Below are 12,760 nucleotides of genomic sequence, written 5' to 3'. Positions count from 1 at the left end.
GTTGTCGGCGTCGGTGTGGGAGTCTCAGTTGTCGGCGTTGGTGTAGGAGTACCAGTTGTCGGCGTCGGTGTGGGAGTCTCAGTTGTCGGCGTTGGTGTAGGAGTACCAGTTGTCGGCGTCGGTGTGGGAGTCTCAGTTGTCGGCGTTGGTGTAGGAGTACCAGTTGTCGGCGTCGGTGTGGGAGTACCAGTTGTCGGCGTCGGTGTGGGAGTCTCAGTTGTCGGCGTCGGTGTGGGAGTACCAGTTGTCGGCGTTGGCGTCGGTGTTGGTGTCGGCGTTGGCGTGGGAGTCTCAGTTGTCGGCGTCGGTGTGGGAGTACCAGTTGTCGGCGTCGGCGTCGGTGTCGGTGGCGCTACATCATCATTAGTAATAGTTGTGGTAGCGGTAGCAGTGGTAATTGTCGGTGTAGAATCTAATACCGAGGGATTGGACAGCGTAACCTCAAGGGTTTCATTGGCTTCGATCGCCGCATCGCCTAAAACATCAAGAGTAATGGTTTTCGATGTCTCGCCCGCTGCAAAACTAATCGTACCAGTCGCAGCAGTTGCACCGGATGTGCCGCCGATGTTGTTGTAATCGCTACTGTCAGCAGTACCCCTGATCGCATAATCTACTGTGCTCGCCAACTCAGTGCAACCGCTGCGGGTAACAGTAAAAGTGGCAGCAGTTGTGCCTTCATTGCCTTCTGTAACGGTTGCAACACCAGCACTTATCGCGTAGTCTATCGGATTAAGCAGAATTGTCACCTTGCTAGCACCCGATCCGATGCGATCGCCAGGCCCTGAAATTACCCTGTTAAATCCGGCGTAAATCTCCGAATTGACTGGTCCGCCATCATCAGGTTGACCGTTGAGAGCATAAAGATACGGCGAATTCAGGCTATTTTTTAGCCCGCTTTTGTTATCCCACGCCAGTTGTTCGTTGCTGACTTCTAACTCGACGCGGGAACCATTACTAACAAAGTTAGGCACATTTCCTGGGGTAAGTTCTCCGCCAGGGGGTGTATTGTAGTCATTCCCAAAAACTGCCATATTCCCGTTAACAATCTGCATCTCTGCATCGCGGCTTTGATCGCCTCCATCCCCTCCATAGCCATCGTTTGACGCAGAGTCGCCGAGATTTACCGTCCATCCTGACGGGGTTTGGTCGTATTCAACGATAAATTTCGCTTTTTTGATATTGCCATCAAAATTGATTTTGGCTACCGCTTCTAACCAACTATCTGCGTTTGAGTCGGTAGGGGTATTTACTAGAGAAATAAACGGGTTTGGCGCACCAGTAATTGTGCCTGTTTTGAGGTCGATTTGGTACGGACTCAGGCTTGAAGGTTGACCGTTTGCTGCAATAGTTAGTGTGGTTTGTTTGGTTGTACCTGCAACGCCACCGGTGATTGTGCCCAAGTTGAGGATTGCGGTTTCGGCGTTTTCAACTATGTTGTCTGGTTTGATAGTAAATGCAACATTCTGGGTGAGTGCGTCACCTGTTGCACCTGCGGGGAATGTAATCGAGGTAGGCGAAAAGGTGTAGTCTGAATTTTCGGTGGCTGTGCTGCTGGGGTCGATGACAATAGGCACTGTTACAGCAGCGTCAGGAGTGCCACTGAGAGTAACGGGAATATTGACTACTGTATCCGCAGTTCCTTCAGTGCCACTGTAAGTTGCAGCACCGAAATTTACCGCTGGGGATGTATTCAGCAGAATCGAGGTGTTTTGACCGCCAAAGTTCGCGGTAGCTAAATCGGATAAGCCATCTTTATTAAAATCGCCTACAACAATACCTTGGGGATTGGTTCCCACAACAAAATTAGTGGCAGTGCCAAAGCTGCCATTGCCACTTCCAAACAAGACGGAGACATTGCCCGATGAATTGTTGGCTGTGGCTAAATCGACTTTTCCATCGGCATTGAAGTCACCACTAGCAATAGCAAGGGGTTGTGTTCCAACGGCAAAGTTGGTCGCTGCACTAAAGTTTCCCGTGCCATCTCCTAACAGTATTGATACGTTGTTGGAGCCGCCTTCATTACTCGTTGCTAAGTCAGGATTATTGTCCCCATTAAAGTCTCCTAAAGCAATGTAATTAGGCATATTTGCAACGGTAAAGTTAGTGGCGGGGGCGAAAGTGCCATCAGCATTCTGCAACAGGATGGATACGTTGTTAGAACCCGCGTTCGCTGTCGCAAAGTCTGACTTGCCATCTTTGTTAAAGTCGCCGACAAGCACAAAATAAGGATTTGACCCCACGTTCAAATTAGTAGCTGCGCCAAAAGTACCATTACCATTACCGGGCAAGATGGAGACGTTGTTAGAGGTTTGATTGGCTGTAGCTAAATCTGAATTGCCGTCCCCGTTGAAGTCTCCCACAGCGACGGTATACGGACTTGACCCCACCCCAAAGTAGGTGGCTGCACCAAAAGTGCCATCGCCATTTCCTAAGAGGAGAGAAACGTTGTTAGGCCCACTATTAGCCGTAACCAAGTCAGAATTACCGTCTTTGTTAAAGTCGCCTACAGCGACAGACGAGGTAGCGAGATAGGTCGGCGGGCTGGTGTTAAGATTAGTGGCAGCGCCAAATTTGCCAGTGCCATCTCCCAATGCGATCGAGACGTTGCGACCCTCTCCAGTGGTTGCAAAGGCTAGGTCAAGGTTGCCGTCTTTGTTAAAGTCCCCACTCGCAACTTTACGGAGACTATAGGTTATGGGAAAATTAGTCGCAGCACCAAAACTATTCAAAACATACTCGTAACCCGCTAACACTTCGGCTTCAAATACCAGCGGCGTTTCTATTTTCCCGGTTCTGACTTCCAGTTCCCAGTCCCCGCCTTTGGCTACACTTCCGGTGAGGTTTTGGGAAGCTGCAACCGACGCGCCGGTTAACTCACTCAAGCGTTTGACAAATGCTTTACCTGTCTCGCCTGCTGCTACACAGCACCCGTACAGGAGGATATTAGGTCGATTTTTGCTCCTTGAGTCGGTTTGTGGCGAAAACCATTGCTGTAGAGAATCCCGATCGCACTCTATATCATCTAAACTTACGCTACCGTCGCCCAATTGCAAGCTACCCGGAGCACCGTGAGAAACAATGTGAATGCTGTCAATATTGCTGCGAAGACCTAAAATTTGAGTAATTTGGTCGATCGCATCTTTATTCCCATCCAAAACAACTACTTCCGTACCCGGTGTTACCCCGGCAATCAAACTTTGATAATTTTCAACTTGAGTGTCGATAAAGGCGATCGCACTTGGTGAAACTTGATTATTTAAATTTGGCATACTGCACCTACTGGGGGTTAAAAAAAGACAATGATTTCCCTGTTTCGCGACGGGTATGCGAAACTCTTTGTCAATGTTGTAGTAACCCTAACTCATTTTTCCAAACATCTATGTAAATTTTTCTTTATAAACAGCTTTTTAATTAAAGTTTTGATAAAGATGGGGGATTTTATTAAGTAATATTGCGGATGAGCTAGTGCGAGGTGGATGACGTAACACAAAAACTATTCAATCGCAAGTGTAATGAGACTGAAATATTAAGAACGGAATTTTTAATAGATATCTGCGATGCGGTTGGGCGGTTCGTTTCAACCCCAGGCGGACTTTCGGGCAAAAGTGGGGGCGGGTTTACTAGATAATTGGTTTTAAGCAATTATTTCTCGTAAACCCGCCCCTAAAACTGATTCGTTACCATCTTTACGGGCGATTCCCTACGGGATAGCTTCGCACGCGCGGACTTACTTCAAACCCCCATCTATCCCTGCTAAAATCTCCTCAGCTTGCCCGCACAAAGCAGCGTGACAGCAACCATTACTCGCCAACAATCCCCCCCACTGACTCACATCTCCCCGGTTATATTGCAAAGCAGAACCGTCAAAACGAGTAAATTGACCGCCCGCTTCAGTCAAAATTAATTCCGGTGCCGCCAAATCCCAATCTTTCGGTGCCGACTTTCCCGAAAGCGCAATATAAACATCAGCCTTTTGTTCGACAATTGTCGCAATTTTACAGCCGATACTACCGACAGCTATTTGATTTTGACAAGGCAGTTTTTGTAACAATTGATTAAAGCGATCGCCCCGGTGACTGCGGCTAGTTACTATAGATAAATCTGCCACTATATTTCGCGCCGAAACCTGCAACTTGACCGCAGAACCGGCCCGACTTTCCATAAAAGCGCCCGCATCGCGGATTGCGTAATAAATCTTTTGCTGTTGCGGCCAGGCCACAACTGCCAATACCGGTCTTCCCTCGAAGGCTAAAGCAATGTGAACAGCAAATTCACCTGTCCTGTCAATAAAATCTCGCGTTCCATCCAAAGGGTCAATAATCCAAACCCAACTTTGAGGTAAGGGAATTTGACCGTGAGTTTCTAAATAAGATTTGTAAGTTTCTTCGCTGAGATAGCCAAATTCTGCATTCCCTAAAGCCGACTGCAATCCGTCGAGAATGCAAGAGTTGACAGCGACATCGGCGGCGGTGACGGGGCCATCTTTTTTCTCTTGGATGTCGAGGTTAGGAGTGTTGGAATCCTGCCGATAATAGGATTGTAGGATATCTGATGCACTCCAGGCGATCGATCGTGAAATTTCGCTGATTTCTTCGAGAGTTTTCATGAATTTCTTTTTTTTTTGAACCGCAGATAAACGCCGATTTCTGTAGGGGCGGTGCCCCCGTGCCCGCCCTTGGGAACCATACATTAGCAATTACCAATTAATATGAGGATATTTCCATTCATAATAATTAGGAAACACAAAATTAGTAAACGAAACCGAAATACTAACCTCCAATGATTTTACATGATGCCACCAACCAACCGGAATAAAGATAGCCTCTCCCGGTTCCAAAATTACTTCAATAATTTTCGCATCTTTGTAAAGCGGGTATTTGTCATAATCGGGATTTTCGCCGTCCACCTTGCTGAAAACTCCGACGTGATTGTAAAGCAGAGGTGTTTGTTGCGGAGAAATCAATTTAATTAGTTTGCGACCAGACACTTGCGCTAAAATTAAATTAACTGGGTCGTGGTGTAGCGGTGTAATCGTGCCTTTCGGGCCGAACCAAAAGAAAACTCTGCCTTTTGTATCCGTTGGATTTAGGTATTCGGGGAATATTTCAATGTCGTTAAATAGCGGTTTAAATTCCTCTCTTTCAAGAGTTTGGTTGTTAGCAACCATGTAGTAATCGTTGCTAGGCCCGCCCTTGACCACCATGTCTACATATTTGCGGAACAAAACAATTTTTTTGTGATTTTCTATCTTAATTTCGTAATTCGGGTCGGAATTGCGGTTGGCTTGAATTTGTACCTCTGCATCGCCATATTTTTCTTGCAAATACTCCGGCGTCCACAACTGCAACGCTTTCCAGTTGTGCATGATATTGGTAATAATTACTGGAGTATTTTTGGCGTAGTAATTTTCGAGAAAATACTCTCTGGAAAGGCTGCTTTTGCGTTCGATTGTGCCAAACTTGGAAGACAATGCAGCTAATTGATTGTTAATCCTGAGATGCGATTCTAATTTCTGCAATAACTGCACGTACTGACTGCCTGCTTGGAAGTAGGGATGAGATGATATTTCCCTAACTTCTGCGGTGGCTGTTTCCGCATCTATGCCGGTATTTATTAAGGCTTGAATAATTTCGGCGTCGGGTTGATTTAATAATTTGTTGGCCGCCACCCACTGTTTCATATTATCGGGAACTTCTGGTTTGCTTGGGGTGAGTAGATTGGGCAAGTTTTGTGTCAGCCATTCTAGGTTAACTTGCTGTTGTTCTGTTAGGGTAATCCGCAAAGGGGGAAGGGTGATAGTTAGGGGTTGGGTGTCAGACATGATTCGGGTATGTTGGTTTGGGAGTGTTTGGTTTGGTTTGAGGTTGTTTCACTAATATAGCAATTTTAACGAACTGCGAAAATTCACAGGCGAGACGCCTGTTCCACGGGCGCGAAGGAAGAGAAAAGGGAAGTTCACAAATTTTGTCGAGGTTGCTGTCAGGATTTTAACTTAACAGGTGTTGCTAGTTCAAGTTTTCTAGCTTTGAGGGGTTTTAACCGGATAGTTTGGTTAATTTTAATTGAAAATTAACTCTTATTCATCCAGGCGCGGGTTCCGAAGTTTTTGCAGGAATGGGAAGCGATTTTAGCCGCTGCGGTGAGAGTATCTGTAAAGTTATTTTGCAAAATGTAGTGACAGAAAGCGCCGTGAAAAATATCGCCGGCGCCTAAAGTGTCTGTGGCTTGAATTTGAGGTACTTCTATACTGCCGTAACTGCCATTGCTGAGGTATGAAATTGATTTTTCGCCGCGAGTGATGGCAATATTGGCAATCCCGGCTGCTGACAGGTAAGAAAAGACTTGTTCGGAATTGTCGCAGTTGGGCGGATGAAAGTTATCCGAACATACAGCCCATTCAATAAAAGGTAAGATTTCTTCTAATCCGGGTTTCCAACTGCCACCGTCGAGGACAATGGGAATGTTTTTTGACTTGGCAAGTTGAGCAATTTCTTTGCTGGCTGCGATTTGATGTCCGTCAAGCAGTACAATATTAACTGAGGTTAAAATATCCTGGTTAATTGTTTGACTGTCAACTTGCGATTTCGTAGCATTGATGGAAATTACCGATCGATCGCCCGTTGCTTCAGTTACAATAATCGAGGAAACTGGCGGCGAGTGCGATCGCCCTGGTGCCAAATCGATTATCCTGACATTATACTCCGCTAAGTCTGCACGAATTAATTGGGCGATCGCGTGAGTGCCCAAAACCCCAGCCCATACCGCCGCATTCCCCAAATAGCTAAAAGTGACCGCAGCATTTGCCGCCGGCCCGCCCGCAGCAATGGTACAATCAGAAGCAACAACTTTCTGATTTTCACCCGGAGGCTTCTCGGCCAAATAAATTAAATCTAAAGTCGCCAATCCCAAAAACAATCCAGTTTTCATATCTTCTTAAATGTGTGGCATGGGCCTGTGGCATGGGCGTCCCGCCCGTGTCCTATCGTTAAAAAATCTCAATCTTAAAATGCAAGCAAATCCCAATACAGGAACACTTTACATCGTAGGAACCCCGATCGGCAACCTGGAAGACATGACATTTCGCGCCATCAAAATCTTGCAAACAGTAGACTTCATCGCCGCCGAAGATACCCGCCATACAGGCAAACTTTTGCACCATTTTCAAATCAAAACTCCCCAAATCAGCTATCACGAACACAACCAACACCAACGACTTCCCGAAATCATCGACAAACTGCATTTAGGCAAAAATATCGCCCTCGTCACCGATGCCGGAATGCCGGGAATTTCTGACCCCGGTTCCGAGTTAGTCAAAGCTTGCGCCGACGCTAATATTAACATTATTCCGATTCCCGGCCCGACCGCCTGCATTGTTGGGATAACTGCATCAGGATTACCAACAGAGAGATTTGTATTTGAAGGTTTCTTACCCGTGAAAGGTCAAGAACGCCAACAGAGTTTAGAAGCTTTGCAAATAGAATCCCGCACTATAATATTATACGAATCTCCGCACCGATTGCGACAAACTTTACAAGATTTAGCAAATAGTTTGGGAAGCGAAAGACAGATTGTGCTGGCGAGAGAATTAACTAAAATGCACGAAGAGTTTTGGCGTGGTAGTATAGAAAGTGCGATCGAGCTTTACACCAATCGCGAACCCCAGGGAGAATTTACCCTCGTAATAGCCGGCATCCAAACAGCCGCCCCAATATTTTCCGAAGACGCAATTAAAGCAGAATTGCAAACATTAATAGCAGAAGGCATAAGTCGTTCCCAAGCCAGCCGCCAACTCGCGCAACAAACATCCCTTCCCCGCCGCCAAATCTACCAACTCGCCCTCACAATAGGCGACAATGAATCACTAGAACAACCCGTGGATGACTTGTGAATATCTCTCTTCTTCTCTGCGCCCTCTGCGCCCTCTGCGGTTAAATAAAAAAAGCTAGATACTCACACTCAGAATTATATGGTACGCGGAAACTACGATCGACAAAAACCATATTTACGCAACCCCCACATCAACAAACCAATCGCCGAAATCTATGCAGACTTAGACGCCTTTACCTGGGAGATATTTGAAGACCAACCCCACCGCTTCGATACCGTCAGTTTCTACGTATTGCTTCCCCCACTATTTTACGAAGGGCGTTTCATCAAAGGAATTTACTTCAGCGAAGCAGTCGAACTCATCAACAAACTATTTCCCCAACTTTCCTCAGTATTTTTCTCCTTCACCTATTCCCCCGGAATCTCCTACTCCTGGGCCCCCATAGCTGACGCCTACTCCAGTTTATACAAAAACCCACAGCGAGAAAAGTGGTTTCGCGAAACTTATGTCGATCGCGCCCACAAACCAATCATACCACTGCAAGACACCGACTTCATCAACGAATACTTAATTTCCCCGCGCAACGTCCCCGCCAAAGACATCGACTTGCTAGCCGTCGCCCGACTCTCCGAAGAAAAAAATTTGCCAATCATAGCCAAAGCCTTAAAAGTTTACCGTCAAAAATATCCGCAAAAACCGATAAAATTAACAGTAGTCACCGGCCACGAATTTGATGCTAGCAACCTGAAAACTCTCGACGAGTACGCATTAAAAGAATGGCAACAAGTAGAGGCAATTTTAGGCAATCCGTCGGACTACATTAACTTAGTACCGAGAGTAGACTACTACAGCGAAATCCCCACATATTATTCGCGAGCCCAAGCATTCGTCCTCGGTTCCCTTCTAGAAGGAAAAAACCGGGGCATTACCGAAGCCATGAGTTGCAACGTACCTGTAATTTGTTTTGAAGAATTCAACCAATACGCCAGAGGAAACTCGCCAGTTTTCCCCGAAGGTGCGGGTCTTTACGCCAAATTTGACCCAGAATCTCTCGCAGATACTATATATACAGTATTGGAAAATCAAACAGAATTTAAGCCGCGATATCAGTATTTAAAGCATTGCGGGCGCAAGAACTTTTTCAATACTTGTATAGACAGTTTTCCTTACTATCAGCACAACATTCCCGACTACAAACCGGGAGATGCGATTAACAATTTGTGGCTGGATTTAGCAGTTCAGCAAAATTATCAAGTTAGTTTGAACAGCTTTTTGTACGGAGGTTCTCCTTTGTCTCATATTCGCGGGATAAATGCGATTCAGCAGAATCTAGGTCAGTTAACCAAGTTTCAATGACAGATAATTCGGAATTATTAAACCGCAGAGGCCACAGAGGACACAGAGGAGGAGAAGAGAGAGATGAATAATACGGATTTGAGATTAGTCTTTATAGCGATGACTTTCGCTAAAAGCCCCGTGGAATTCATTCCCTAGCGACTGGTAGATGGTCGGCTTAAGTTGACAATATCCTCAAAAATCTTACTGGCTAAAACTCTCGCCAAATTCACAGGAACAGCATTGCCGACCATTTTGTATCCATCAGCAATATACTTGTACTTAAAAATAAACTCATCCGGGAAAGTCTGAACTCTCGCGCACTCTCGCACAGAAAGCCGACGGTAAGGCAGAGGCGAATTGGGGTCAAAAATGCGTTTGTCTTTGCCAACTAAAATCATTTTAGTAGCTTGAGGATGGAGAGGTGCGTGTCTGCCGCTTGCCTGAATTGTAAACGAAGGTTCTGACCAACTTCTCACTCGATTGCGCGACATATAAATGCTGGAAAACCCCAAATCCACACATTCGTGATTTGGGACAGAATCGTGATAATTATCTAATTTACCCTTAACTGACATAGGCGCGATCGCCTGCAAATCAAAAATCGCATCTTTCAGCGTCAAAACATCGGTTCCAGGTTCGGGAAACTCAAAACTAAAACCCAGATTTTCCCGATAACCAACAACAATCACCCTTTGCCTATCTTGCGGAACCCCAAAATTTCTAGCATTCACCAACTTGTACGAAACCCGATACCCGATGTCCTCAAACTGCGATAATATATAAGTAAAAGCTTCCTTGTTTCTGGCAGCCAAGATACCGCTAACATTCTCAGCTAAAAAAAACAAAGGCTGCTTGTCCCGCACAATTCTGATATACTCCCAGAAAAGTTGACCCCGACAGTCATCAATCCCCCGCTTAGCCCCTGCTTCACTCCAACTTTGACAAGGAGGCCCGCCGATTATCCCAATACAGTTGGGAATTTCATCAGATTTAATTTTTCTGATATCTCTGCGATCTAAAATAGTTTCAGGATGATTGAAATTATACGTATCCCAAATAGACTTATCATATTCATTCGCCCAAACCGCATTAAACCCAGCCAAACGAAAACCCAAATCCAACCCCCCACAACCAGAAAACAGAGAAATAATATCCAAAATCACCTTTCTTCACCCGCAATAAAGTACAATAAATCAATTATAAACATCTATTTTCTTAGATATCTATCTCTTTCTTCTCTCACTCTGCGCCCTCTGCGCCCTCTGCGGTTAATAAAAAAAAATCTAATTCACACACAAACAGAACTTATCATCCTCAATGAATGCAGAATCCATCCTCCAATCTTACCAACACTTCGGCGTCCACCTCGGCTTAAAAAGAATTCACCAACTTCTCCAAAAACTAGACAACCCCCACCAACAAGTACCCATTATCCACATTGCCGGCACCAATGGCAAAGGTTCCGTGTGCGCTTATCTCTCTTCCGTACTAACAGAAGCAGGCTATCGAGTTGGACGCTACACATCCCCGCACTTAATTGATTGGACAGAAAGAATTTGCATCAACCAAAAACCGATTTCCCCAACAGAATTGCAACAGTGTCTCAAACGAGTTGTCGCCGCTACTCAAAACAACACCCAAACTCCCACTCAATTTGAAATAATCACCGCAGCAGCTTGGCTGTATTTCGCCGAACAAAAAACAGACATCGCAGTCATAGAAACTGGATTAGGCGGTAGATTAGACGCGACTAACGTTTGCGAAACACCTCTCGCTAGCGTCATCACTTCTATCAGTCTTGAACACTGGCAAATACTCGGCCCCACCGTGGCAGATATTGCTGGGGAAAAAGCGGGAATTCTTAAAGCAAAATGTCCCGCAGTGATCGGAGAATTGCCAGAATCAGCTAGAATAGTAGTAGAAAAACGCATTCAAGAATTAGATTGTCCGGCAACTTGGGTAAAACCAGCAGTAGATTTAGGACAAGGATTCGCAGAATATCAGTTAAATCAAAATGGGGTTAAAATAAAATATCAATTGCCGCTGCTGGGAAAAATTCAACTAATGAATTCAGCAATTGCGATCGCAACTTTGCAAACTCTCCAAAACCAAGGATGGCAAATTTCCCCAACCGCCATCGAAAACGGTATCGCCAAAACCCAATGGCCCGGAAGACTCCAGCAGACAACTTGGAAAAACCGCAATATATTAATTGACGGCGCGCACAATCCAGCCGCCGCGATCGCCCTGCGTGAATATGTCGATGGCCTGAACCATCACCAGTCACCGATTAACTGGGTAATCGGCATTCTTGCGACTAAAGACTGCGACGATATTTTGAAAGCATTACTCAAAAAGGGCGATCGGCTTTACTTAGTACCCGTACCCGATCAAAACTCATCATCCCCCGCAGAATTAGCCACCCTAGCTCAAATTATCTGCCCCGAATTAACTCTCTGTCAAGCCTTCCCCGACTTAACAACAGCTTTAGATGCTGCTGTTACAGGTGACAACCTCACAATCCTTTGCGGTTCGCTTTATCTCGTCGGCTATTTTCTGCAACAACAACAATCCCAAGCTTAAACGCATCCTGGCTTAAGATGAATTGTTCGGGTAAACTGGCAAGAGGTGCTTCATAAACATTCGGTTTCTTGTCCTAATATCATGTCCGTTAGCAGCGAATAGGAGAATAGAAATAGCTAATTATACAAACAGACTTCTCCCAGGGGAAGGCGCAGTTGGATGTTACGGAAACCTGCTTAAAGCTGGACGAAGAGGCGATAATCTGACACCACATCACATTCCTTCTAATGGATTCATGGGAGCAAAGGTTCTTGGTTACAGCAGAGAAATGGGTATTGCTATAATGATGGAACACCCTTTGCCCGGTAAAGGAGGCCGTCATCGCCAGACTATCTCTTACGGACAATCTCCGAATCTCAGCTTGTTACCAAGGGAAGCACTAGCTAGAGAAATTAGCGATGCGCGAGCAATTTATCGCCGTCAGGGACTTTACACGCCACAAATTAGGCGCAGTTTACAGCAAGTTATCCAGTCAAATAAGTTAGCTTGGTTGGGCGTTTTTGAAAAGGGAGTAAATAGGTGATGAAGGAAAATAGCTGGATTACCATTTTGGCCGCTAATAAATTAATGCGATCCACGGAAGAAGTAACAGCTTTTGAAAATGCTTTAGCGGAATTTGCGAAGCATCCTGAGATTGAACATTTACCAGATTTACATCTGATTTTAGACGATCGCTGCCAACAGCCGGAGGTCATGTTTAGCCTAATTCATTTTTTAGAATCTTTTGAAATGGAACAGCAGTTACAAGCATTTATCCGTGTCATCCCACAATTAATTGTTGTTGCCTCTGATTGGACAAGAATACTCCACAGTAGGATTTTGAATGATGAGGTTGCCTGCCGATTGTATAGAAATCTGTTACATTCAATTAACGCTCACAGCCCCCATTTTATTCGACAATTGCTGGAAGAAAGTGCTGCCTATCGATTGACGCATCAAGATTCACCGATTGAGCTAGCTGGACAAGTTCATTAGCGTTTATTTCCACCGCTGATGAATATTTGGAAGTGC

10 protein-coding genes are annotated in these 12,760 nt (G+C 45.3%); 5 read left to right on the top strand and 5 right to left on the bottom strand.

Annotation, left to right across the window (positions count from 1 at the left end; genetic code table 11):
• The 4 genes from QUB20_RS19695 to QUB20_RS19680 all read right to left on the bottom strand — a co-directional run.
• On the bottom strand, positions 1-3,269 hold a 3,269-nt coding region (locus QUB20_RS19695), incomplete at its 3' end, for a DUF4347 domain-containing protein (RefSeq protein ID WP_333291592.1).
• A 458-nt stretch (positions 3,270-3,727) separates the two neighbouring features.
• Positions 3,728-4,606 carry an inositol monophosphatase family protein gene (locus QUB20_RS19690; protein ID WP_333248579.1) on the bottom strand — a complete coding sequence of 293 codons (879 nt, stop codon included), beginning with the start codon at positions 4,604-4,606 and terminating at the stop codon, positions 3,728-3,730.
• Between the two features lie 90 nt (positions 4,607-4,696).
• The gene (locus QUB20_RS19685) at positions 4,697-5,821 is read right to left on the bottom strand and encodes a cupin-like domain-containing protein (RefSeq protein WP_333248582.1); all 1,125 of its coding nucleotides are present in this window, start codon (positions 5,819-5,821) and stop codon (positions 4,697-4,699) included.
• A gap of 248 nt (positions 5,822-6,069) precedes the next feature.
• Positions 6,070-6,927 carry a sugar kinase gene (locus QUB20_RS19680; RefSeq protein ID WP_333248585.1) on the bottom strand — a complete coding sequence of 286 codons (858 nt, stop codon included), beginning with the start codon at positions 6,925-6,927 and terminating at the stop codon, positions 6,070-6,072.
• 79 nt (positions 6,928-7,006) lie between these two features.
• Here QUB20_RS19680 and rsmI point away from each other — a divergent pair, with 79 nt between their 5' ends.
• Both rsmI and QUB20_RS19670 read left to right on the top strand, forming a co-directional pair.
• Positions 7,007-7,888: a 16S rRNA (cytidine(1402)-2'-O)-methyltransferase gene (gene rsmI / locus QUB20_RS19675; RefSeq protein WP_333248587.1), complete on the top strand. Its 882-nt coding sequence runs from the start codon at positions 7,007-7,009 to the stop codon at positions 7,886-7,888.
• Positions 7,889-7,966: 78 nt separating this feature from the next.
• On the top strand, positions 7,967-9,184 hold the full coding sequence (locus tag QUB20_RS19670) for a glycosyltransferase (RefSeq protein WP_333248589.1): 1,218 nt from the start codon (positions 7,967-7,969) through the stop codon (positions 9,182-9,184).
• A gap of 134 nt (positions 9,185-9,318) precedes the next feature.
• Here the strand turns inward: QUB20_RS19670 and QUB20_RS19665 are convergent, their stop codons facing one another.
• Positions 9,319-10,323: a DNA cytosine methyltransferase gene (locus tag QUB20_RS19665; protein WP_333248591.1), complete on the bottom strand. Its 1,005-nt coding sequence runs from the start codon at positions 10,321-10,323 to the stop codon at positions 9,319-9,321.
• 160 nt (positions 10,324-10,483) lie between these two features.
• Here QUB20_RS19665 and QUB20_RS19660 point away from each other — a divergent pair, with 160 nt between their 5' ends.
• The 3 genes from QUB20_RS19660 to QUB20_RS19650 all read left to right on the top strand — a co-directional run bounded on the left by QUB20_RS19660 (position 10,484) and on the right by QUB20_RS19650 (position 12,724).
• The gene (locus QUB20_RS19660; RefSeq protein WP_333248593.1) at positions 10,484-11,749 is read left to right on the top strand and encodes a folylpolyglutamate synthase/dihydrofolate synthase family protein; all 1,266 of its coding nucleotides are present in this window, start codon (positions 10,484-10,486) and stop codon (positions 11,747-11,749) included.
• Positions 11,750-12,017: 268 nt separating this feature from the next.
• A complete protein-coding gene (locus tag QUB20_RS19655) occupies positions 12,018-12,272 on the top strand; it encodes a hypothetical protein (protein ID WP_333248595.1) in 255 nt (84 codons plus the stop codon).
• Positions 12,272-12,724: an Imm30 family immunity protein gene (locus QUB20_RS19650; protein WP_333248597.1), complete on the top strand. Its 453-nt coding sequence runs from the start codon at positions 12,272-12,274 to the stop codon at positions 12,722-12,724. Before QUB20_RS19655 ends, QUB20_RS19650 begins: the two co-directional genes overlap by 1 nt.
• Positions 12,725-12,760 lie beyond the last annotated feature (36 nt).

It is taken from the genome of Microcoleus sp. B4-C2 (assembly GCF_036705265.1).
Taxonomy (GTDB): domain Bacteria; phylum Cyanobacteriota; class Cyanobacteriia; order Cyanobacteriales; family Microcoleaceae; genus Microcoleus.
This window is presented reverse-complemented; position numbering and strand designations above follow the sequence as displayed.

Coding starts and splice junctions, on each gene's coding strand:
- QUB20_RS19670 (WP_333248589.1), top strand. CDS start 7,967: ATGGTACGCGGAAACTACGATCGACAAAAACCATATTTACGCAACCCC.
- QUB20_RS19690 (WP_333248579.1), bottom strand. CDS start 4,606: ATGAAAACTCTCGAAGAAATCAGCGAAATTTCACGATCGATCGCCTGG.
- QUB20_RS19655 (WP_333248595.1), top strand. CDS start 12,018: ATGGGTATTGCTATAATGATGGAACACCCTTTGCCCGGTAAAGGAGGC.
- QUB20_RS19660 (WP_333248593.1), top strand. CDS start 10,484: ATGAATGCAGAATCCATCCTCCAATCTTACCAACACTTCGGCGTCCAC.
- QUB20_RS19685 (WP_333248582.1), bottom strand. CDS start 5,821: ATGTCTGACACCCAACCCCTAACTATCACCCTTCCCCCTTTGCGGATT.
- QUB20_RS19650 (WP_333248597.1), top strand. CDS start 12,272: ATGAAGGAAAATAGCTGGATTACCATTTTGGCCGCTAATAAATTAATG.
- QUB20_RS19680 (WP_333248585.1), bottom strand. CDS start 6,927: ATGAAAACTGGATTGTTTTTGGGATTGGCGACTTTAGATTTAATTTAT.
- rsmI (WP_333248587.1), top strand. CDS start 7,007: ATGCAAGCAAATCCCAATACAGGAACACTTTACATCGTAGGAACCCCG.